23 protein-coding genes are annotated in these 21,845 nt (G+C 66.1%); 6 read left to right on the top strand and 17 right to left on the bottom strand.

What is annotated here, in order from left to right; genetic code table 11:
* Positions 1-208: 208 nt before the first annotated feature.
* Together FGF80_RS03540 and FGF80_RS03535 are read right to left on the bottom strand one after the other, a co-directional pair.
* Complete coding sequence (locus tag FGF80_RS03540; protein ID WP_006184615.1) at positions 209-1,891, bottom strand: acyl-CoA mutase large subunit family protein; 1,683 nt, start codon at positions 1,889-1,891, stop codon at positions 209-211.
* Positions 1,892-1,979: 88 nt separating this feature from the next.
* The gene (locus FGF80_RS03535) at positions 1,980-2,330 is read right to left on the bottom strand and encodes a hypothetical protein (RefSeq protein WP_049907951.1); all 351 of its coding nucleotides are present in this window, start codon (positions 2,328-2,330) and stop codon (positions 1,980-1,982) included.
* Positions 2,331-2,386: 56 nt separating this feature from the next.
* Here FGF80_RS03535 and FGF80_RS03530 point away from each other — a divergent pair, with 56 nt between their 5' ends.
* Positions 2,387-2,620, top strand: coding sequence for a DUF4118 domain-containing protein (locus FGF80_RS03530; RefSeq protein ID WP_049907952.1), 234 nt, complete (start codon positions 2,387-2,389; stop codon positions 2,618-2,620).
* Positions 2,621-2,671: 51 nt separating this feature from the next.
* Here the strand turns inward: FGF80_RS03530 and FGF80_RS03525 are convergent, their stop codons facing one another.
* The 11 genes from FGF80_RS03525 to grpE all read right to left on the bottom strand — a co-directional run bounded on the left by FGF80_RS03525 (position 2,672) and on the right by grpE (position 13,667).
* Positions 2,672-3,259, bottom strand: coding sequence for a GNAT family N-acetyltransferase (locus FGF80_RS03525; RefSeq protein ID WP_138652232.1), 588 nt, complete (start codon positions 3,257-3,259; stop codon positions 2,672-2,674).
* Positions 3,260-3,377: 118 nt separating this feature from the next.
* Entirely contained in the window at positions 3,378-4,301 is a 924-nt protein-coding gene (locus FGF80_RS03520; RefSeq protein WP_006184619.1) for a M48 family metallopeptidase, read from the bottom strand.
* Between the two features lie 114 nt (positions 4,302-4,415).
* Positions 4,416-4,760: a hypothetical protein gene (locus tag FGF80_RS03515; protein WP_006184620.1), complete on the bottom strand. Its 345-nt coding sequence runs from the start codon at positions 4,758-4,760 to the stop codon at positions 4,416-4,418.
* A 113-nt stretch (positions 4,761-4,873) separates the two neighbouring features.
* Entirely contained in the window at positions 4,874-5,527 is a 654-nt protein-coding gene (locus FGF80_RS03510; protein WP_138652230.1) for an HAD family hydrolase, read from the bottom strand.
* A gap of 225 nt (positions 5,528-5,752) precedes the next feature.
* Positions 5,753-6,256 (bottom strand): YciE/YciF ferroxidase family protein, encoded by a 504-nt coding sequence (locus tag FGF80_RS03505; RefSeq protein ID WP_006184622.1) that lies wholly within the window; start codon positions 6,254-6,256, stop codon positions 5,753-5,755.
* A gap of 131 nt (positions 6,257-6,387) precedes the next feature.
* On the bottom strand, positions 6,388-6,990 hold the full coding sequence (locus FGF80_RS03500) for an NAD(P)/FAD-dependent oxidoreductase (RefSeq protein ID WP_138652228.1): 603 nt from the start codon (positions 6,988-6,990) through the stop codon (positions 6,388-6,390).
* A gap of 153 nt (positions 6,991-7,143) precedes the next feature.
* On the bottom strand, positions 7,144-7,887 hold the full coding sequence (locus tag FGF80_RS03495; protein ID WP_006184624.1) for a hypothetical protein: 744 nt from the start codon (positions 7,885-7,887) through the stop codon (positions 7,144-7,146).
* A gap of 89 nt (positions 7,888-7,976) precedes the next feature.
* The gene (locus FGF80_RS03490) at positions 7,977-8,570 is read right to left on the bottom strand and encodes a DJ-1/PfpI family protein (RefSeq protein ID WP_138652226.1); all 594 of its coding nucleotides are present in this window, start codon (positions 8,568-8,570) and stop codon (positions 7,977-7,979) included.
* A gap of 114 nt (positions 8,571-8,684) precedes the next feature.
* Complete coding sequence (gene dnaJ / locus FGF80_RS03485; protein ID WP_138652224.1) at positions 8,685-9,857, bottom strand: molecular chaperone DnaJ; 1,173 nt, start codon at positions 9,855-9,857, stop codon at positions 8,685-8,687.
* Positions 9,858-10,466: 609 nt separating this feature from the next.
* Positions 10,467-12,407 (bottom strand): molecular chaperone DnaK, encoded by a 1,941-nt coding sequence (gene dnaK, locus FGF80_RS03475; protein WP_138652220.1) that lies wholly within the window; start codon positions 12,405-12,407, stop codon positions 10,467-10,469.
* 171 nt (positions 12,408-12,578) lie between these two features.
* Positions 12,579-13,667, bottom strand: coding sequence for a nucleotide exchange factor GrpE (gene grpE / locus FGF80_RS03470; RefSeq protein ID WP_138652218.1), 1,089 nt, complete (start codon positions 13,665-13,667; stop codon positions 12,579-12,581).
* A 177-nt stretch (positions 13,668-13,844) separates the two neighbouring features.
* On the opposite strand from grpE, the gene FGF80_RS03465 reads away from it, so the two are divergent.
* Positions 13,845-14,219, top strand: coding sequence for a CBS domain-containing protein (locus FGF80_RS03465; protein WP_083864505.1), 375 nt, complete (start codon positions 13,845-13,847; stop codon positions 14,217-14,219).
* 81 nt (positions 14,220-14,300) lie between these two features.
* Positions 14,301-15,737 (top strand): DEAD/DEAH box helicase family protein, encoded by a 1,437-nt coding sequence (locus FGF80_RS03460; protein WP_138652216.1) that lies wholly within the window; start codon positions 14,301-14,303, stop codon positions 15,735-15,737.
* Between the two features lie 196 nt (positions 15,738-15,933).
* Here the strand turns inward: FGF80_RS03460 and FGF80_RS19005 are convergent, their stop codons facing one another.
* Complete coding sequence (locus tag FGF80_RS19005; RefSeq protein ID WP_175416974.1) at positions 15,934-16,095, bottom strand: hypothetical protein; 162 nt, start codon at positions 16,093-16,095, stop codon at positions 15,934-15,936.
* A 280-nt stretch (positions 16,096-16,375) separates the two neighbouring features.
* Between FGF80_RS19005 and FGF80_RS03455 the strand changes: the two genes are divergently transcribed.
* The 3 genes from FGF80_RS03455 (at position 16,376) to FGF80_RS03445 (ending at position 18,124) form a co-directional block, all read left to right on the top strand.
* Positions 16,376-16,936, top strand: a complete 561-nt coding sequence (locus tag FGF80_RS03455; RefSeq protein ID WP_138652214.1) for a uracil-DNA glycosylase — start codon at positions 16,376-16,378, stop codon at positions 16,934-16,936.
* Between the two features lie 117 nt (positions 16,937-17,053).
* Positions 17,054-17,341, top strand: a complete 288-nt coding sequence (locus FGF80_RS03450; protein ID WP_138652212.1) for a DUF3006 family protein — start codon at positions 17,054-17,056, stop codon at positions 17,339-17,341.
* Between the two features lie 243 nt (positions 17,342-17,584).
* On the top strand, positions 17,585-18,124 hold the full coding sequence (locus tag FGF80_RS03445; RefSeq protein WP_175416973.1) for a gamma carbonic anhydrase family protein: 540 nt from the start codon (positions 17,585-17,587) through the stop codon (positions 18,122-18,124).
* An 18-nt stretch (positions 18,125-18,142) separates the two neighbouring features.
* Here the strand turns inward: FGF80_RS03445 and FGF80_RS03440 are convergent, their stop codons facing one another.
* From FGF80_RS03440 to FGF80_RS03430, 3 genes are all read right to left on the bottom strand, one after another.
* The gene (locus FGF80_RS03440; protein ID WP_138652208.1) at positions 18,143-19,183 is read right to left on the bottom strand and encodes an amidohydrolase family protein; all 1,041 of its coding nucleotides are present in this window, start codon (positions 19,181-19,183) and stop codon (positions 18,143-18,145) included.
* Between the two features lie 190 nt (positions 19,184-19,373).
* Entirely contained in the window at positions 19,374-20,606 is a 1,233-nt protein-coding gene (locus FGF80_RS03435) for an HD domain-containing protein (protein WP_006184638.1), read from the bottom strand.
* A gap of 88 nt (positions 20,607-20,694) precedes the next feature.
* Positions 20,695-21,819, bottom strand: a complete 1,125-nt coding sequence (locus FGF80_RS03430) for a Gfo/Idh/MocA family protein (protein ID WP_138652206.1) — start codon at positions 21,817-21,819, stop codon at positions 20,695-20,697.
* Between the last annotated feature and the right edge of the window lie 26 nt (positions 21,820-21,845).

The following is a 21,845-nucleotide window of genomic DNA, read 5'->3' as shown; positions in this document are numbered from 1 at the left end:
ACCGTTCATCCGAATTCCTCGCCCAACAGCGGGTTGTCACTGCCCCAGCCGAGTACGGCGGTGCCAAGGCGGAATTACTCGCGCGACCGGCGGTGTGGGTTACAATGCCCGGCCACGGAGACGCCACCAAGAGCGGTCCTTGACCCGGTTAGCATCGTGTTATTCGCCAGGTCCCCGACTGTTCGGCTCGAGTTCGGACCCCGAGCGCCTACATCGCGCCGCCCGGTTGATACTCGCCGAACTCGTCGCGCATGACGTTACAGATCTCGCCGACTGTCGCGTACGCTTTGACCGCGTCGATGATGTACGGCATCAGGTTCCGGTCGCTCCGTGCCGCGTCGCGAAGCGCTTCGAGGGCCGCGTCGACCGCGTCGTCGTCGCGCTCCTCGCGGGTTTCCTCGAGACCGTCGATCTTGCGCTGTTGGTCCGCTTCGGTGACCTCCTCGACATCCATCTCGGGGTCCTCGTCGACTTCGAACTCGTTGACGCCGACGATGATCCGCTCTTTCTCCTCGATCTCCCGCTGGCGGTCGAAGGCCGTATCCTGGATCTGGCGCTGGACCCACTGTTGCTCGACGGCCTCGAGCATGCCGCCGCGGTCGTCGACTTCGTCCATGATCTCGTAGGCCTCTTCCTCGACGTCGTCGGTCAGCGATTCGACGTAGTAGCTGCCCGCCAGCGGGTCGATGGTGTCGGCCGCGCCGGACTCGTGGGCGAGGATCTGCTGGGTGCGCAGCGCCGTCCGGACGGATTCCTCGGTCGGCAGGGCAAGCGCCTCGTCCTTGCCGTTGGTGTGGAGACTCTGCGTGCCGCCGAGCACTGCCGCCAGCGCCTGGTAGGCGACGCGGACGACGTTGTTCTCGATCTGCTGGGCGGTCAGCATCGAGCCCGCGGTCTGGGTGTGGAACTTGAGCTGTTTGGACTTGGGGTCGTCCGGATCGAAGCGCTCCTCGATGATGTCGTGCCACATCCGGCGGGCCGCGCGAAACTTGGCGACCTCCTCGAAGATATTGTTGTGGCCGTTGAAGAAGAAGGAGAGTTGGGGCGCGAACTCGTCGACGTCGAGGCCAGCCTCGATCGCCGTCTCGACGTACTCGATCCCGTTGCCGAGCGTGAACGCCAGTTCCTGGGCGGCCGTCGAACCGGCCTCGCGGATGTGATAGCCCGAGATCGAAATGGTGTTGAACTTCGGCGTCTCGGAGGCACAAAAGTCGAAGATATCAGTGATGATCCGCATCGACGGTTCCGGCGGGTAGATGTACGTGTTGCGCGCGATATACTCCTTCAGGATATCGTTCTGAATCGTCCCGCGAAGCTCCGAGCGGTCGACGCCCTGCTGGTCCCCCACCGCGATGTACATCGCCAGCAGCACCGACGCGGGTGCGTTGATGGTCATCGACGTCGAGACCTCGTCTAACGGAATGCCGTCGAAGACGGTCTCCATGTCGGCAAGCGAGTCGATCGCCACGCCGGCTTTCCCGACCTCGCCGGCGGCCATGGAGGCGTCCGAGTCGTACCCCATCTGGGTGGGCAGGTCGAACGCCATCGAGAGCCCGGTCTGCCCCTCGTCGAGCAGATAGTGGTAGCGTTCGTTGGTGTCTTCCGGCGTCGAGAACCCGGCGTACTGACGCATCGTCCAGAGCCGACCACGGTAGCCCGTCGAGTAGACGCCACGCGTGTACGGCGGTTCGCCCGGATTCCCCAGATCCGACTCGTAGTCGAGATCGCCGACATCGTCGGGCGTGTAGAGCCGATCGACCTCCTGCCCGCCCGTATCGGTCGTGAACGTTTCCTTGCGCTCGCCGAACCGATCGAGGACCGGTTCGACTTCCGCCTCGTGCCATTCCGCCTTGTTGGCACGGATCTCCTCGAGTTCGTCGGGGTCGAACATTATGATTATCGTGGGTCGGGCGGGGCTTCAACTTTGATGAACACGTCAAGCTTCGCGGTCGCGTCGGCGACTCACGAATCCCATCGACTCACACGTTATCGGCCGGATCGTGTCGCTGTGCCATTCGCGACGCTTCCTCGGCGTAGCGCTCCCGCGTCGTCGGATCGTCGACGCTTCCGAGCGCGTCGGGCGAGACGAGGAGTCCGGCCTTCGTCTCTCGAGCGGGTCCGGTAAAGCTGGTCAGCGCGCGCTCCCGGCGGTGGTATCGCCGGCCATCCTCGGTTGCGTAGACGAGGATGACGAGATTGAGTTCGTCGTCGCCGTACGTTCGCTCGACGAGCCAGACGGGGACGGCTTCGTCCCCGGGGGAATCGCTGTCGTTTGCCCCATCGTCGGAATCGCTGCGGCCGGCCGTCGAATCGGATCGGTTCGCGGTCATGAGTGTTTTCGGAATCGCCACAATCGCTTATGCCGCACGGCGTCGACGGCTCGAACATGCCCAGCGAGCCGCCGCCGCGATCGCCGCTGTCGGCCGATGGGACGGGTGATCGGCGTCGAGCGGCCCGTTACGTCGCGCCGTTGCTCGCAGTCGGGGTGGTGACCCTCGGACTCTTGCTCCGCTGGGGGCTGGACCCGCTGTGGGGGTTCGCCGTCCTTCCGCCGATGCTGTTCCTCTCCGGGATCGCCTGGGTCGCGTTCCGCTACGGCTTCGACGAGCGCCCCACCTGATCGTGAGCGAACCGGTGGGGACGAACGGTCCGGCGGTCCCATCACGGTCATCTACTGCCCCGTATCGTACTTGTACGTCGCCGAGTCCGGATCGATACCGAAGTCCTCGGGGGCCTCCGTGTCGTCGACGTCGTCGCGCCCCTCGGGGGCGTGCTTGAACGCCTCCCGAAGCCGGTCCGGCATTCGGAACTCCGCGACGTCGATCGCCAGGGGCACTGCGTCGGGATCGATACCCTCGCGCTTGTCCGCGAGTCGGTCCCGGAGGACCGCCGGCAGGTCGGACTCCTCGATCCGCTGGAAACCGAACTGAGCGAGGTAGGACCCGTCGCCGGTCAGGACGTAGACGGTGTCGAACCCCTCGTCGCTGGCGTACTCCACGAGTCGTTCGATGATGTGGGCCCCGACACCCTGCCCGCGCCAGCTCTCGAGGACACCGATGCTGGTCAGTTCGCAGACGGCTCCCGAGTCGGCGTCGGTCTTGTGGATGCGGATGCGACCGAAGCCGGCCTTCTCGCCGGACTCCTCGTCGATCGCGATGACGTAGTCACGGGAGCGAAACGCCGTCTCGTCGAGCCCCATCGACTCGATGTGATCCAGGAGCCAGACCTCTTCCCTGTTTTTCGCGTCCCGAACGTACATGAGCCGACGTAGGAGGTGTGCAGGCAAAAGCGTTTGTGGGTTGCCAGTACGCTGGCGACGCTCTCGCCGGCACTGGGGTAGGCCCCACCTCGGACGGACCGCGCGTCACGGACGACTGTTACGGCGCTCGAGCCTGCGCGCGATCGCGGTCGTGTCGCGCCCGTTCGAGCAACCGTTCGATCCGGTCGTCCGTCGGGGGATGCGTCGAGAGCAACCGCCGCCACGTCTCGTCGTCGCCGGTGTGAACGTACAGGGGAGCGAGCAACCCCGCGGACGGGTCCGCAGTGCGTTGGATCGTCCGGAGCGCGCGAGCGAGCGCGACCGGCCGGCCGGTGACGGTTGCGGCCCGCTCGTCGGCGGCGTACTCCCGCCGTCGCGAGTGGGCCCGAACGACCAGCGTCACGAGGAGCAAGCAGATCACGACGCCGCCGTCGATGAGGCCCAGCAGCCGGCCGACGGCCGTCCGCGACCACGACTGCGGCTCGCCCCGGAGCCACGCGACGGCTCGAGCGACCCCCATGACCGCCACCAGCAGCGGTGACAGTAGCAGGACGGCGAGCCCGGCGATCGTCCGGAAGACGCTGTAGGCGAGCGTCTGGACGAAGGCGTCGTATCGTTCGAGGTGGGCGAATTCGTGTGCCACGAGCGCCTCGAGCTCGTCGAGCGAAAGCAGCCCGAAAAGCGACCGATCGAGGACGACGACGCCGCCGCGTCGACTGCCCAGCGCGAAGGCGTTTGGCATCGGCAGCCGCGCGATCGCGATAGTCGGCGAGTCGACGCCCATTCGCGACTCGAGATCGTCGAGCCGCCGGTAGAAGTCGGGCGCGTGCGACCGCGGGAGTGCGACCGCCTCGAGCCGCGAGAGCAACTGGGTCGTCCCGAACCGATAGCTCAGATAACCGCCCACGAGACCGACGCCAACGACGACGAGAAGCGTCGTCCCGGGGTCGGGTGCGGAGGCCCGGAGCACGGACAGTGCCCAGTAACTGATCGCCGCCAGCGCGAGAGACCACAGCAGGAGCAGACAGCCGACCAGCGCCATCAGCAGGCGCGTCCCGGTACCGCGTCGACGAGGAGGCATGTCTCGGGTCAGCTACGGCCGGGCGACTGAAACGACTATCGAACGCGAGTCACCGTTGGGACCGGCTCCCCGCGACTACCAGTCCGACGGCTTGCCGTCCGCTCGCCGAGTTCGACGTCGACTCGAGCGTGTCACTCGCGCCCGGACGGCGGTTGCGCCGATCGCACTGAGCGAGACGATGAGCAGAAACGAGCAGAAGTACCACGGGTTCGACTGAACGACGAGCAGTCCCCTCGTGGCCCCGGGCACGATACCGAGCGCCAGTAGATAGAACGCGGTGAGGAGCGCGAGCGCAGGCCGGCGATAACCGTGCCAGTAGAGCACCCCCACGAGGACGCCCGAGAGCAGTCCGAGTTGCCCGGAATGGAGTTCGGGGATGGTGCTGAAAATCGACGACAGGACGGTTTCGACGGTCGCCATGCGTTCGGCTCTCTCCCGCGGAGCCGTCCTATGTGTTCCCCTGTATCTGGACAGCCACTATAGCGGGTCGAGCCGCGTCGACAGGAGCGACGCCCGAACCGCCGTCGGCGCGCTCACTCGAGGACCGACGGGAGCCCCGACAGCGACGGGAGGCGGTAGGTCGGGTCCACGTCCGCTTGGGGTGGCTCCGTTCCGGATCGGGAGAGCAACACCGAATCGATGCCCGCGTTGTCGGCCGCCCGGACGTCGACGGCTTGATCGCCCACGTACAACGCGGCGTCCGCCTCGAGCGCGTCCATCGCGGCTTCGATGTTCGTCGGGTCGGGCTTCCGTCGGGCCAGCCCGTCGGGAGTCAGGGGACAGCCGTAGACGGTCTCGAACAGCGACCGAAGCCCGAATCGGTCGAGCAGCGTCGAGACGACGGTCGGGTGGTTGTCGCTGACGATGCCGAGGGGGTGCTCGAGCGACCGCACCGCGGCGATGTCGTCGTACGCGGATCGCAACCCGCGTTCCACTTCCTCGAGTTGGGTTCGGACCATCTCGCGGGCGGCCTGGGCACAGAACACGTCCGCCTCGATGCCGAGGCCCTGACAGCGGTCTGCGATCGACTCGAAGTCGCCGCCCATGAGTTCCTGAAACGTCTCCGCCGCCGGACCGGACCGCCCGAGTTTCTCGTACGTCCGGCCGAGGGCGTCGGAAAGGCGCTTGGACGACGGTGTTTCGACGACGACGCCGTCGAAGTCGAACAGGACCGCATCGTATGCCATACTGCGCGAGAATATTCACTCGAGGAGCATAATGCTATTGCGTCTCGACCGGTAGCGAGAACACGGACGAGCGCTGGAACGCGTCGCAGAAACGGTACGGGCGCGCTATCCGAGAGCGATCGCTCGAGAACGGGTCCCACGAGAGCGACCGAGAACCGAACGGTCGGTGCAGCCACTCGCGAAGCGAGGGGACCGGGACGCGGCCCGGCATCGCCGTCTCACGGGTTACGACGGAGTCAGTCGATCCCACAGCGACTTCATGTCCTTCGCCGTCGCCAGCGTCTCGAGTTCGCGGAAGGCGGACTGCTCCTCGTCGTAGTTCGACTCGAGGGGGCGCTGGACATCGTCGCCGAGTTCGAGTTGCTCCGCGATCGTCGTCAGCCCCTCATAGGCCGTCATCTCGACGCGTTCGGTCATCATGCCCGCGTTCAGGTAGACCATATTGAGCAGTTCGTCGTCCTCGATCTCGGCCTCGAGTTCGCGCCGGTCCTCCTCGAGCCCATCGAGGATGGCACACTCCCGCGCTTCCGCGGGCCGATCGAGCGCAGCGAAGACCTCCTCGATGCGCTGAATCTGCGTCCGCGTCTCGTCGCGATGGTCGGCAAAACCCTGGCTCATCCGGTCGTTGGTGGTGTTGCGGGCCATCTCGTCTAGCGTCTCGACGAGTTCCTGTTCGACGTAGTACTGTTGTGCGAGCTTGTGGACGAACAGTTCGTGGAGATCCTTCATTGCCATACGACAAACTCCCGCCGAGAAGTCGCTTAGTCGTGTGCCCCGAACACGCAGGCGCGGCGCGACGGCTGGTTTCACCGCCGCCCGTCGCCGAAACCCGAACGCAGGTCCCGCCTTTCTCCGTCCGGTTACTGCGCGTCGTCCGGAACGTCGAAATCGTGGAAGTGTTCGCCCTTCTCCTTGCTGAGGATGTCGAGCGCCGCCGACGCGCCGTCACCGGCGGCGATGACCGCCTGCCACTCCTCGTCTCGGACCATCGCGCCCGTCGCGTACAGGTCGTCGATGCTCGTCTCCGTGTCCAGATCGACGTCGACGGTCCCGTCATCGGCGAAGTCGATCGCGAGGTCCGCCGCCATCGAGCGGTCGGCACCGGTCGCCAGCACGACGTAGTCGGCCTCGTACTCGCCGTCGGCGTCGACGGCGTCACCGTCTGCTCGTTGCGTCTCCGACGCAACGCTGGTCTCGAGTCGGAAGCCGCCGTCGTCCGATTCGATGTCGATCACTTCCTCGCCGACGCGCACGTCGGCTCCGCGGTCGCTGACCTGATCGCGCGTGAGTTCCATGTACTCGCTGCCGCTGATGCTCCGAATGCCGGGATAGTTGAACAGATGGGCCTTGTGCATCCACGTCTCGTCGGTGTCGAACACCGTCGTCTCGAGGCCGTTCTTGGCGGTGAACAGCGCTGCGCTCAGTCCGGCGGGGCCGCCGCCGACGATCGCGACGTCTGGCATAGGCGGTGTGACCACGGACGACGGGATAAAAAATTCCGACAGCGAACGCGAGCGTCTCGAGCGCCGGACAGTCGTGCTCGAGGACGCGATCCGGACGGGCTGCTGTACCGAGAGCGCTGACCGGGGCCGACAATCGGCGGGAATCGGCCGCCGTCAGGGGAGCGCCACCGCGTCGAGATCGATCCGGTTCGGCTCGGGGACCGACTCGGCGGAGGTACCCGAGACGGCGTAGCTCGCCTGTTCGCCCGCGGTCTCGTCGCCCGGACGGACGATTACGGCCTTGGCCAACAGCGGCGCGATCACGCCCGCCGCGATCGTCCGGGGATCGGACAGGGGCGTACGAACGACGACGCGGTCGTCGGCTTCGAGACCGGTTTCCGTAACGACCTCGCGTGCGGCCTTGAGCAGTCCCTCGTGCGTGACGGGCCGCTCGCCGTCGGTCAGAATGACCGTCTCGGGATCGATCGATAGCGGCGGGAACGACGGGTTCTCGCTCCAGAGGCCCGCATCGAAGTGATGGATGTCCGGCGCGTCGGGCTTGTCACCGTAGCCGACTCGTTGCGCGCCGCGGGGTAACTCGTAGTCCGCGACTCGTTCGACGGGCGCGACGAGAGTCCGGAAGTCGTCCTCGTCAGTGAGGTCCGTCGGCGGGTCGAACCGGGTCGTTCCCTCGAGCAGCGTCGTCCCGAAAAAGGCCAGCAGTGCGAGGGGGCCGTCGCCGACGACGCCGACGGTGACGCCGTTGCGAACGCCCGCGTGCCGCAGGAAGTTGCCGGCCTTCCACGAGGTCGTACACAGCCAGTGGTAATCGTACTCCCGCCCCGTCGCGTCGACGAGCGCGATCCGATCGTCGCGGAGTTCGCGGGTCAGCAACCCGTCGACCGTCCCAGCGTTCATACTGTCCACTCCGTTCCGGGGCCGAAAAAGCACGCCGACTCGCTGTGGCGGCCCGTGCTTACGAGCCCCTCATACGACGGCCCCAATCGTCAGTCGTCCGCGGCCGCCGGCTCGGCGTGATCGATATCGGTCCCGAGACACTCGAGGAACGTGGCGAGCCACTCGGGATGGTCGGGCCACGCCTGTCCGGTCACGAGGTTTCCGTCGCGCGTCACGCCCTCCGCCCAGTCACCGCCGGCCGTTCGGACGTCCGTCTCGAGTGCCGGATAGCCGGTACAGGTTCGGCCGTCCAGAACGTCCGCGGCGGCGAGGAGTTGGACGCCATGACACAGGCACGCGACGGGTTTGTCCTCCGCGAAGAAGTGTCGAACGTGCTCGAGAACTGCGTCGTAGGTACGGAGGTACTCGGGTGCACGGCCGCCCGGAACGACCAGCGCGTCGTACTCGGCCGGATCGACGGCGTCGAAGTCGTGGGTCAGTTCGAACCGGTGCCCGGGCTTTTCGGTGTATGTCTGGTCGCCCTCGAAGTCGTGGATCGCGGTCGGACAGGTCTCACCGGCTTCCTTCTCCGGACACACGGCGTGTACGTCGTGCCCCACCATCTCGAGGGCCTGATACGGAACCATGATCTCGTAGTCCTCGACGTAGTCGCCGGCGAGGAGCAGGAGCTGTTGTGCTGGCATGCGAATCCATGCGGCGATTCGAGCGCAACGCCCATAATGTGTGGTGAACGGTACCGTGACACTCAGGCTGGCGGAGGAAAGCCGTTCGATTCGGCGGCGCGGACGAAACGCGACTCAGAACGCCCGCTTGATCTTCTCGAAGAAGCCTTCCGTCACTTCGATCTCGTCGCCGCCGGCCTCCGCGAAGGCCTCGAGCGCCTCGCGCTGCTCCTCGTTCAAACTCTCCGGCGTGACGACTTGGACCTGCACGTAGAGGTCACCCTGCCCGCGACCGCGGAGACGCGGCATTCCCTTTCCTTCGAGACGGAAGGTCTCGCCGCTCTGGGTTCCCGCCGGGATTTCGAACTCGGCAGCACCCTCGAGCGTCGGGACTTCGACGGTGTCGCCGAAGGTCGCCTGCGGGAAGGAGATCGGCAGCCGGTACTGAAGGTCGTCGTCCTCGCGTTCGAACTCGTCGTGGTCGCGGATCGAGACATCGATCAGCAGGTCGCCGTGCGGACCGGTCTCGGGGCTGGGCGCGCCCTCGCCTTCCATTCGAAGGGTCTGGCCTTCCTGAATGCCCGCCGGGACTTCGACGGTCAGCGTCGCCTCGGTGCGGACATAGCCCTCGCCACGACACTCGCCGCAGGTCTCGGAGTACAGCGTCCCTTCGCCCTCACAGCGGGGACAGGCCGTCGTCTGTTGGACCCGACCCAGCGGCGTCTGCTGGACCTGCGTCACCTGTCCGCGGCCCTGACACTGTGGACAGGTCTCGGCGTCGGCCTCCGGCGGATGGCCCTCCCCCTCGCAGATATCGCACTCTTCGGGTCGCTCGACGGAGAACTGCTTTTCAGCCCCCTCGTAGGCCTCCTCGAGATCGATCTCGAGTTCGGTCCGCAGGTCCCGGCCCTTGCGTGGCTGCCGGCGGCCGCGTCCGCCGCCGCCACCGCCGCCGAAGACCTGTTCGAAGAGGTCGCCGAGACCACCACCGCCGCCCATGCCGCCACCGCCCATCCCGCCGAACGGGCCGCCGCCCATGCCGCCGGCACCGCCGGCCTCGCTGGCGTCGAAACCGTGTTTCTCGGCCTGTTCGTAGCGGTCGTGACCCATCCGGTCGTAGGCCTCACGTTTCTCCTCGTCTGTTAGAACCTGCTTTGCCTTCTGGATCTTCTTGAATTTCTCCTCGGCATCGGGATCGTCGCTGACGTCGGGGTGATACTCGGTGGCCTTCGACCGATACGCCTGTTTGATCTCCTCGGCAGACGCGTCGGGGCTCACGCCGAGAACGTCGTAGAAGTCCTCGCTCATTCGTTGTGCAACCGATACTCGGTTGAGCCACTTGAAACGAACGTTCCATAGAGCATGCGGTCCAGTGCGCTCGTGTCCCATCACGGGCGGGCCCAACCACTGCTGCAGTTCACGACCGTCCGGGTCCAGCAGTGGTGTAAACACGGTCTCCGTGAGAAGACCTCACTCGTCGAACTGGGAACACGAGGCTCGTAGCATTAGCCTTCGATCCAGACACACCAGATGACTGCTGCGAAAACGGCGGCGAAGACGAACGAGGTCCCGATCGCGTCCGCTACGGATCGTCCTGTATACATTCCAGTTATGAATGAGACGAGAAAGGTGACGGAAAAGTATACTATCGCTTTTTTCGTTCGGCTCGAATAGAACCCGTCGATCGAGTGCTGCTCGGACAACGGTAGTGGACTCATCGGCGGATTCGGTGGTGTTCTACACGTCGCATGGTACTGGCTCTGCTGGTCGAAAACGAGGTGTGATTAGCAGACCGTTCCTTCGTGACGGGATTTTCCGACACTATCGTAGCCGCTGCAACGAGTTCCACGCTGACCGCAACGCAGTCATGCGGTCAGGTGTACATTGCCTTTCAGTGGCTACTAGAGACGTGGTTCGTCACTCCTCGTCGTCTTCCTCGAAGTCGACGTCCTCGAAGTCGGCGTCGACGAACTCCTCGTCCTCGCCGCCGGCAGCGCCGGCGTCGGGACCGGGGTTCGGACCGCCGCCCATGCCGCCGGGGCCTGCACCGGCACCGGCACCGGCACCGGCCGCACCGCCAGCACCCGCAGCACCGCCGGCAGCGCCGGCACCGGCCTCCTGCTGGTAGATCTGTTTGCCGATCTCCTGCAGTTCCTCGCTCAGGGCCTCGGTCGCGGACTCGATATCGTCGGCGTCGGCATCGTCGTCGTCGATGGTCTCCTCCAAGTCCTCGATCGCGGCCTCGATATCGGCACGGAGATCGTCGTCGACCTGCTCGTCGTTCTCCTCGAGCAGCGTTTCCGCGCGCTGGATCGTCGCCTCGGCGGCGTTACGCGCTTCGATGCGCTCGCGCTTTTGCTGGTCTTCCTCGGCGTGTTTCTCGGCCTCTTCTTGCATCTTCTCGATCTGTTCGTCGGAGAGACCGGCACCGCCCTCGATGGTGATCTCCTCGGTGGTGCCGCTGCCTTTGTCCTCCGCCGAGACGTTGACGATGCCGTTCTCGTCGATCGAGAAGGACACCTCGATCTGTGGCGTGCCAGCGGGGGCTGGCGGGATTCCAGTCAGGTGGAACTCGCCGAGCAGTTCGTTCTCTTCGGCCAGTTCGCGCTCGCCCTGGAAGACCCGGACCTGTACCGTGGTCTGGTTGTCCGCTGCGGTGGTGAACACCTTCGACTCCTCGGTCGGAATCGTCGTGTTCTTCTCGATGAGTCGTTCGAAGAGTCCCCCTTTGACCTCGATACCGAGCGACAGCGGCGTGACGTCGAGCAGGACGATGTCGTCGACCTCGCCGCCCAGAACGCCGCCCTGAATCGCCGCGCCCAGCGCGACGGCCTCGTCGGGGTTGACGTTCTTCTGGGGCTCCTCGCCGATGAGTTCCTCGACCTTCTCGGAGACCTGCGGCATCCGGGTCGACCCACCGACCAGGAGGACCTCGTCGATGTCGTCCTTGCTGTAGTCGGCGTCCTCGAGTGCCTGCTCGGTTGGCTCGACCGTACGGTCGATGAGGTCGCTGGTGAGCGATTCGAACTTCGCGCGGGTCAGCGACTCCTCGAGGTGGATCGGACCGTCGTCGGTCGCCGTGATGAACGGCAGGTTGATCTCGGTCTCCTTGCGCGAGGAGAGTTCGATCTTGGCCTCTTCGGCGGCGTCTTTCAGCCGCTGGAGGGCCTGCCGGTCCTCGTGGAGGTCGATCCCGTGTTCGGCCTCGAACTGGTCGGCGAGGTAGTCGATGATGGCCTCGTCCCAGTCGTCGCCGCCGAGATCGTTGTCACCGTTGGTCGCGACGACCTCGTAGACGCCGCCGCCGAGATCGAGAATCGAGACGTCGAAGGTGCCGCCGCCGAGGTCGTAGACGAGCACGGTCTGGTCGGAATCGTCGTCGAGGCCGTAGGCCATCGACGCGGCGGTCGGCTCGTTGATGATGCGCTCGACCTCGAAACCGGCGATCTCGCCGGCGTCTTTGGTTGCCTGGCGCTGTCGGTCGGAGAAGTACGCCGGGACCGTGATGACGGCCTTTTCGACCTCGTCGCCGAGATAGTCCTCGGCGTCGCGTTTGATCTTCTGGAGGATCATCGCCGAGATCTCCTCGGGCGTATACTCCTCACCCTCGATCTCGACGGTGTAGTCCTCCTCGCCGATATGGCGCTTGATCGACGCGATCGTCTTTTCGGGGTTCTGGATCGCCTGGTTCTTCGCCGGTTTCCCGACGAGCCGCTCGTCGTCGGTAAAGGCGACGACGGAGGGCGTCGTCCGTTCGCCTTCGGCGTTGACGATAATCTCCGGATCGCCGCCTTCCATCACCGCGAACGCGCTGTTCGTCGTCCCCAGGTCGATTCCGAGAATTTTGTTGCTCGCCATCGTGGACGGGTATTGTGCGCACTTTGTTTTAAAGGTTACTAGCTGAACGACGAAGTCGAATAAAATACGAGTATGCCGGCGTACAGCCTCGCTCGCGACAGTTGGATCGCAGTAAAAATCAGCGTCAATCCGGCGCTCGCTCGAGCAGTCGGCACTCGACGAGCCCGGGTGTTACTCGTCCGCTTCGTCGGCGGAAGCGTCCGTCCCGTCGGCGGTGACTTCGCCGCCGAGTTCGATCGCGTCGTCCTCGGCGTCCGCCGAGTCGGTCTCGGTCGCCGCGTCCTCGCCGTTTCCGTCGGCCGACTCGGTGGCGTTCTCGGCGGCTTCGTCCCCGTCTCCGTCGGCGAGGTCGCCATTCGAGACGGTCACCTGGGCGTTCTGAATGACCTTGCCGCCCATCTCGTAGCCGGGCGTGTAGACGTCGGCGACGGTTCCCTCTGGCTGGTCGCTGTCGACCTGCATCATGACCTCGTGGCGCTGCGGATCGGTCTCGGTCCCGGGGTCGGGATCGATCTCGGAGACGTTCTCGTCCTCGAGAATCCGGTCGAACTCGCGTAGCGTCATCTCGACGCCGTCCCGGAGGCTCTCGGCGTCGCCGCTGTCCTCCTCGAGAGCGCGTTTGAGGTTGTCGCGGACGCCGATGAGTCGCTCGACGAGGTCCTCGGCGGCGCGGTCTTTGATCTGTTGTTGGCGCTTTTTCGCGCGTTTCTTGTAATTCTGGAAATCCGCCTGCTTGCGCTTGAGCCGACTTTCGAGGTCCTCGATCTCCTCGCTGTACTCCTCGAGTCGCTCGTCGCGCTCGTTGACGGCCTGCTCGTACTCGTCCAGTTCGTCCTGAAGGTCGCCGATGGTTTCGGCCTGTGACTCGATGCGCTCCGTGAGGTCCTCGAGTTCCTCGCGCTGGTCGTTGACGGTCCCGTTGAGATTACGGGCCTCCTCGACGATGGAGCCGACCTTGCGGGCGAGTTCGTCGTCGTACTCCGTGACCCGATCGAGCACGTGCTGGATGTCATCGCTCGTTTCGGGCGCGTCGTCGACCTCTCCAGTCGTCTCGGTATCCTGTTCCGCGTCGACCGTTCCGTCGGGCGTATCGGCGTCCGCGCTCGTGGCTGCCGATTCCGAGTCGGCCGCCTCGGGAGTCGGTTCCGATTCCCCATCCGTCGACGCCGCGGGACCCACGTCGGTCGGCTCGCCGTCGTCGGAGTCCGTCGCGGACGGGACACCCTGGGCTGACGTGTCCGTGCCCTCGTCTTCGCTCATATGCCAGTCAACGAACAGCGGTAATAAAAGGGTTGAGGTACCCGGATCACGGTGGCCGAGCGAGAACACGGCGTTGCCGTGCAGGGATGGTAACCGAGATCACCGGTTCGACGGTCGATACTGATGGGTCGCTGCGTCGACGGAAAACATCATAACCATTGTGTCCGTTCTAGGAGTATGAGTCAAGATGACAGGGAAATCGTCGCAGACGTAATGTCAACGCCGCTGGAGACGATTTCGGGAGATGAGACGGTAATGGAGGCGACGAAACGGATGCGCGAGACGGAGATCAACGCGTTGGTCGTTCGAACCTCGCCGCGGGCGATCATCAGCAGTACGGATGTCCTCGACGCCGTCGCTGCCGGCCGAGACGTTTCGGAGCTGACCGTGTCCGACGTGATGACGACCGACGTCGAGACCGCCACCCCGGACCTCTACATGGAAGAGGTCGCCGCGATGATGACCACCTACGGTATCAAACACCTCCCGGTCGTCGACGACGACTACGTCGGGATGGTCTCCTCGACCGACGTCACCGCCCATCTTTCGTAAGGTCGAGCGTGGAGGCAGTTCGCTGCTCTCGATATCACCGACACCGGACAGTATTTGTACGCCCTGCCCCGACTGTGGCCCGTGACGAGGGCAGCGAGCGGCACCGAGACCGTGATCGAACTCCGGTACGAGGACGGGACGATCCGCATCGACGGCCTCGAGGAGTCGTCGGTCTCGCCGTCGACGCTCCGACCGTCGGTCCCCGCCCTCGAGGCGGACTCACGAACGGACGGCTGGCGGGTTCCCGCCGGCAGCTACGCCGATTTACGGGCCGCCATAGCGGAGACGGCCCTCGCGGTCGACGATCGCGTCCTCGACCTCGCGTCCGTTCCGGCGCTCCGGTCGGCGTACGAACTCCGCGACTATCAGACGACGGCGCTCGAGACCTGGCTTGCGACCGACCGCTGGGCCGACGGCCCCGCTCTCGAGTCCGTCGGGCGAGCGCCCGCCGGCGTCCTCGAACTCCCGACCGGCAGCGGGAAGACGGTCATCGCGCTGCAGGCGATCGAACGGCTCTCGGTCCCGACGCTCGTCGTCGTCCCGACGATCGACCTCCTCGAGCAGTGGGAACGCGAACTCGACCGCGAGTTCGACGTTCCGATCGGTCGCTTCGGCGGCGGGGAACAGCGCCTCGAGCCGATCACCGTCTCGACGTACGATTCGGCGTATCTCAAGGCGGATTCGGTCGGCGACCGGTTCGGTTGCGTCGTCTTCGACGAGGTCCACCACCTCGGCGGCGAGGGGTATCGCGAAATCCCCCGGCTGCTCGCCGCGCCGGCACGGCTCGGGCTGACCGCGACGTTCGAGCGGCCCGACGGTGCCCACGAGGTGATCGAAGAGATCGTCGGCCCGCTGGTCCATCGGGTCGACGTGGACGAACTCGCGGGGGACCACCTCGCGAACTACGACGTCAAGCGACTCGCGGTCTCGCTCACCCCTGCAGAGCGCGCGGAGTACGACCGGATGCAGGGGATTTTCACGGAGTACCTCGCGAAGTCGGGTATCGACATGCGGAGCGGATCGGACTATCAGGAACTCGTCAAGCGCTCCGGCACCGATCCCGAGGCTCGCGAGGCGCTGCTCGCTCGCCAGCGCGCGCGGGAACTCATGCTCGGGAGCGAGAACAAACTCGAGGCGCTGGCGGGGATTCTCGACGACCACCGCGGCGAGCGGACGATCGTCTTTACCGCCCACAACGACCTCGCATACGACGTCAGCGAGCGCTTTCTGATCCCGACGATCACCCACCAGACCGGTGCCGCGGAGCGCCGGGAGATCTTGGAGCGCTTTCGCGAGGGGACCTATACCCGGATCGCGACCTCGAACGTGCTCGACGAGGGCGTCGACGTGCCCGATGCAACCGTCGCTGTCGTGCTCTCCGGCAGCGGCAGCGAGCGCGAGTTCACGCAGCGACTCGGGCGAATCCTGCGACCGACCGCCGACGGCGGACGCGCGCTGCTCTACGAGGTCGTCAGCGAGGAGACCGGGGAGGAGCGCGTCGCCGATAGACGTCGGTAACGATTCCCCTCCCGGGCTTCCGGTAGCCGTTCGGTTGACGGTTCGGTCGGCATCGATCTCCGTCGACGCGGGCGGTCGTCCCGCGACCGACGCGGCGCTGCTCGCATCGCTGGACACCGACCGCACTCGAGACGGCGTCGCTGACGGCGGTGGGAACGACACGCGAACGGGTATCCGCGGTCGTCCGTTCGGCGTCTCAGTCCGGGATCGGCTGCACCTCGACTTGATCGGAGCGGGAGGTGACGTAGCGGGCGACCTCGATGTGGGTATGGGTTTCGACGAGGTGATCCTCGAGCGTCCGGTCGAGTTCGAGTACGTCGCGGCAGATCGGACACTCGACCGGCGGTTTGAATACCATCTGTTCGTCACTCTCCGCCCGGTCGAGGGAAATCGATACAGCATGCATATGCCCGCGGATCCGTAATCGGGGTCGGCCGGGACGGACTCGAGCATCCCCGCGGTCGACGCGTCGCGGGCGTCCTGCTGCCGAAACGTCAATCACTAGTGTCCGCTGGACGGGCAGATGCACAGCACTGAGACGGCGCGAAACGCCGACCACCGGGACGGCGGTGTTTCGGCCAGGACGGGAGGAGACGCAGCGAAAAGGCGTTTCCTCGAGCGGGTCGTATTCAGACGGGATGACCGAAGACCCGCCGACCGACTGGCAGTTCGAGACGGTGTTTGCAGACGCGCTCGAGGCGGTTCCGGACGAGCAGTTCGACCGCGACCGATTCGTTCCGGGTGTCGGGCCGCTGTCGGCGGCCGTCGCGCTTGTCGGTGAGGCACCGGGGAAGCAGGAGGTCACGCAGGGCGAACCCTTCGTCGGGCAGGCGGGGCAGCAACTGGACTGCGCGCTCGAGGCGATCGGCTCCGACCGGCGGGACCTGTACGTGACCAACCTAGTGAAGGTGCGGCCGCCGGCGAACCGCGACCCCCACGTCGACGAGATCGAGGCCTGGCGGCCGGTGCTCGAAGCCGAACTCGAGCGCGTCGATCCGGCCGTGCTCGTCCCGCTGGGGAGTTTCGCGACGGCCGAACTCCTCGGGACCGATGCGACGATCACCGACCTGCACGGGCGAGCGTTCGAGCGCGGGGGGCGGACCGTTGTCCCGGCGTTTCACCCGGCCGCGGCGCTGTACGATCGCAGCAAGGTCGACGCCGTCGAATCGGATCTCGAGACCGCTCTCGAGGCGGTGTAGTGTCCCGGCGTTCGGTTCACCGGTGGTGGTGCGCTTTCGTCCCTGCAGCAGCACCGCACCGGTTCGCTCGTTACGTCCATTGATGGCGTTCCCGCACGTACTGTCCCCCGATGACCGATGCGTAAGTCCCATATCGCGGTTCTCGACCGTCTCGTCGACGGCGAGACGGCCGTCCTGCTGCTCGAGGCCGAGGGGGACATGGTCGACGAGCGAACCGTCGCCGTCGAGACGCTGCCCGAAACCGGCCGACACGAGGGTGCCGTCTTCGAGGTGACCGTCGCGGAGGACGCGCTGCTCGAGGCCACGTACCGGGCGGATATCGAACGCGAGCGCCGGGAATCGACGCGGGAGCGGTTCGATCGGCTATCGGAACGGCTGTCGGACGCCGATCGCGGCGAGGAGTAGCACCACTCGGCCGGACGCGGAATCGAACGGGAGGAGGCCGAACCGGGATGGTTCGGGGGGATGACAGACGGCGACTGCCGTCCGTGTGGACCGCAGTGTGCCGCCAGCGCCATCTTTCACGGGGGTGCATTAGCAATGGTGCCAAACTGTATCGGTGGGGAGACTCGTTCGTCTCCGTTCGGTGCGCGCCCTCCTTCGCTCGACCGAGATACGGATCCGCCGGATGCGATCGGAACGGATCCGATGGGTAGCTTCAAGACGGTTCTCGAGACAGGAACGGCTATGTTACGATCGTTCGACGGGACGGAACCGCAGGTAGCCGACTCCGCATACGTCGATGACGCCGCAGTCGTCATCGGCGATGTCGTCATCGAGGCGGACGCCAGCGTCTGGCCGAACACGACGCTGCGCGGCGATCACGGGACGATCGTCGTCGGCGAGGGGGCCAACGTTCAGGACAACGCCGTCCTCCACGAGACGGCCGAACTCGCACCCTACTCGACGGTCGGCCACAGTGCGATCGTCCACGACGCAACCGTCGCCGAGCGCGCGCTGGTCGGCATGAACGCGGTCGTCCTCGACGGTGCATACGTCGGCGAGGGAGCCGTCGTCGCCGCCGGCAGCGTCGTCACCGAAGGCACCGAGATCCCGGCATCGACGCTCGTCGCCGGGTCGCCTGCGGAACCGAAAACGGAGATCGAGGACGCCCACCTGCAGGCGACGGCCGACCGGTACGTCGACCTCTCGACGGAGCACGCGGAGACATCCGAACGACTCGACTGACAGCGGCTGAAGCCGGCGTTAGCGTGTGGCCTCGTCGTCCCCACCGAAGATGACCTCGCGAACGTCGTCGACGCCCGCCCGGCGAACCACGGCCCGGACCGGATCGCGCGCGCCGGCGAGGTTGTCCGAGTCGCCGTCGAGGACCAGCAAGCGGGCCTCCCGTCCGGGTTCGACCAGCCCGTACTCGAGACCGGCGATCTCGGCCCCGTTGATCGTCGCCATCCGGAGGATTTCGGCGGCCGGCAGTGCGGAAAGCTTCGCCAGGAACTCCATCTCGCGGAACATCGACGGCGAGTTGAGCATCACGTTGTCCGTCCCCAGCGCGAGCGTCGTCCGCTCGTGTAGCTCCGCGTAGGGCGACAGCCCCACGTCGGTCACGAGGTTCGAGCGCGGGCAGACGACGATCGGTATCTCGCTGTCCGCGATCCGCTCCAGATGCACCCGTTCGGGGTGAACCATGTGTACCAGGAAGTCAGGATCGAGGTCCAGCGCCGGGTTGATGTCGCTCTCGTCGACTTCCCCGGCGTGGATGCCGAACGGCTTGCCCGCCTCGCGCGTCGCCGTCCGTTCCCGATCGAAGCTGTCGTCGTTGGCCCCGCTCGCGCCGAACCCGTCGCCCGCGTGCATCGCGTCGATCGACCCACGCGCGAACGACAGCGCGTCGATCGCGAGGTCGCTCGCGGCGTCCTCGATCATGCGGACGCCGTCGACGCCCCCCTCCCGGAAGTCCAGACAGGCGGCCGTCCCAGCATCCCGCATGCACCGCAGCGATCGTTCCATCGCGGTCACGAGTTCGTCCCGGTCGGCGTCCCGGAGCAGCCGGTGTTTCAGGCCGTCGGGCGGCGCGACCAGTTCCTCGAGCGAGAGCCCGCTGCCGGCCTCCTTGGCGATCGAGTCGCCGATGTGGGTGTGGGCGTTGACGAACGCTGGCAGGATGATATCGTCGCTCTCGACGGACTCCTCCTCGATAGCCTCGATGCGGCCGTCGTCGTCGATGACGACCCGTCCCTCGACGGGTTCGAACTCGCGGCCGCGGAGGATCGTTCCCGTTCGTTCCATACGCGTCAGTTCTCGGTCAGCGCCTTCAACGGTTCGGGGTGGGATCGACGCGCGGACTTGTCTCTCGGTCTCGATCGATGCGGACGGGGTGGCGGGCGATTCGACCGGCCCCGAAGGGGGAGACGCGAGCCTGAATCGGCTCCCCTGCCGCCCCGTCAGGGACGGCGGCCGTCACAGCCGTCTGGTCCCGCTACTCGACGAACTGGTCCAGGGTCGCGTCCATCCCGTCCCGGACCTCGCTGACCAGCGCCCCGTCGATATCCAGTCCGAGTACGTCCACCGCTGCCCGACCGACTCGGTCGCGCAGATCGCTCGGCGAGTAGACCCCGAGTCGCCACTGGGAGAACTGGGCCGCCCGGAGCGCCTCCACGAGCGGCGACTGCTGGCCGAGTTGTCTGATCTCGCCGTTGACCATCACGCGGGTCGTCGATTCGGTCATCGATGGGCGACTCGGCACGTCGAGGATGACGCGTGCCGGATCGACCCCCGCCCGATCGCTGATCTCGCGCTCGAACTCGCGGATCGTTCCGTGATCCGACTCGATAATCCCTCCGGGGACGTCGTTCATCTCGGCCCACACCGCCCGCTTGAACAGATCCCGCTGGTCCAATCGCCGGGAGAACTCGCTCGTCGCCGCACACGAGCGCAGGGCCGCGATCAGATCGTGATCGTCCATCCGCTGGAGGCTCTCGGCGTCGATGTCCGGCCCGGACGCCTCGAGCAGCCGTTCCGTCGCCCGGCGGAGCATCGCCTTGCTGATTCGGGCGACGCTGTGGCTGTAGACGGTCGGGTTCATCAGCGCCCGCGCGACCAGCAGGCTCTCGGCGGTCTGGACGTTGCCCTCGTCGAGGACGAGTTCGCCGTCGACGAAGGTTAGCTCCCGGACCAGTCGGCCGTGATCGATCGTCCCGTAGGGAACGCCGGTGTGATGCGCGTCGCGCACCAGGTAGTCCATCCGATCCACGTCGAGTTCGCCCGAGACGAGCTGGCCGAACCGGCCCTCGCCGGCGACCAGTCCCGCGACCGCCTCGGGGTCGAGGTCGTGCTCCCGAAGCACGTCCCCGACGGCCCCGTCGGCGAGCAGGTCGTCGACATCGTCGTGGTAGCGCCCCGTTCGGCGGTAGGTCAGCGACTCGAGGTTGTGACTGAACGGGCCATGACCGACGTCGTGGAGCAGGGCGGCGGCGTGAACTCGGCGGGCTTGTCGACCCTCGATCCCGAGTCGCTCGAGGGCTTCGCAGGCGAGATGATAGACGCCGAGGCTGTGTTCGAAGCGAGTGTGGTTGGCCGAGGGGTAGACCAGGGAGACGGTGCCGAGTTGGCTGATGTGTCGCAGTCGCTGTACCGCCGGCGTATCCAGTAGATCGCGGGCGACGCCGTCGACCTGGATGTGGTCGTGGACGCTATCCTTGATGATTTTCATTGGTTGCAGTTGGGCCCGTTCGTACAAAAACTGTCGTCTCCTAGTGTCGATCGCGTCGGCTGCGTTGCCGTCGTGTCCGACGGACCGATTACGGCGACACCCACCCCCCGCGGTCGTCGCTGCGCTCGATCGCGTCGAGTACTTGCTGCGCGGCGAGACCGTCGTCGAAGTTCGGTTCGAACGCGTGTCCGTTTGCGACCGCGCTGAGGAACTCGTAGTTCTCGTGGACGAAGGTGTGTTCCCAGCCCAGCACGTGGCCCGGCGGCCACCAGTGGTCGACGTAGGGGTCGTTCTCGTCAGTGACCAGGATCGTCTCGTAGCCGCGGTCGCCCTCGCGGAGCACCTCGAGTTCGTTCAGGCGCTCGAGGGAGAACCGCAGGCTTCCGTTCGAGCCGTGGATCTCGATCGTGTGGTCGTTCTTGTGGCCCGTCGCGAACCGCGAGGCTTCGATCGTCCCCATCGCACCGTTTTCGAACTCGAGGTGCGCGGAGTAGGCGTCATCGACCGTCACCGGTCTCGTTTCACCGTCGTCGTCCTCGACCGGCCGCTCGTCGACGAACGTCTGCAGGTGACCGCTGACCCGTTCGATCCCGCCGGCGAGATCGTCCGAGCCGACGAGAAAGCGGAGCAGATCGACCGTATGCGCGCCGAGATCACCCAGCGCACCCGATCCCGCGAGTTCCGCGTCGTTGCGCCACGACCACGGGGCGTCGGGGTCGACCAGCCAGTCCTGCAGGTAGCGGCCGCGGACGTGACGGAGTTCGCCGAGGTCGCCGTCCTCGAGCAGCCGCTTTGCGTACCTGATCGCGGGCACGAACCGGTAATTGAACGCACAGCCGGCGGGCACGTCGTCGCCCGCCGCGCGCGCCGCCTCGGCCATCACGCCGGCCTCCTCGAGCGTCGGCGCGAGCGGCTTCTCGCAGAAGACCGGCGTTCCAGCCTCGAGCGCGGCGACCGACGGCTCGCGGTGGACGTGATTGGGGCCGAGATTGTAGAAGACGTCCACGTCGTCGACGACCTCGACCCAGTCCGTCGAGATCGATACGAACCCGAGACGGGCGGCGGCCTCGGTAAGCGCGTCCTCGTCGCGACCGACGAGCACGCTGCGTTCGATCTCGGGCGCGTCCGGGAAGAACATCGGCAGTCGCGCCATCGCGTTCGCGTGTGCCTTGCCCATGAACCGATAGCCGAGCACGCCGACCTCGAGTGTCATGGGCGGTCGTTCATCGGCCCCGTAGT

The sequence above is a fragment of the Natrinema pallidum genome (assembly GCF_005890195.1).
Classification (GTDB): Archaea; Halobacteriota; Halobacteria; order Halobacteriales; family Natrialbaceae; genus Natrinema; species Natrinema pallidum.
The sequence above is the reverse complement of the archived record's forward strand: the minus strand, read 5'-3'. Positions and strand labels throughout refer to the sequence as shown.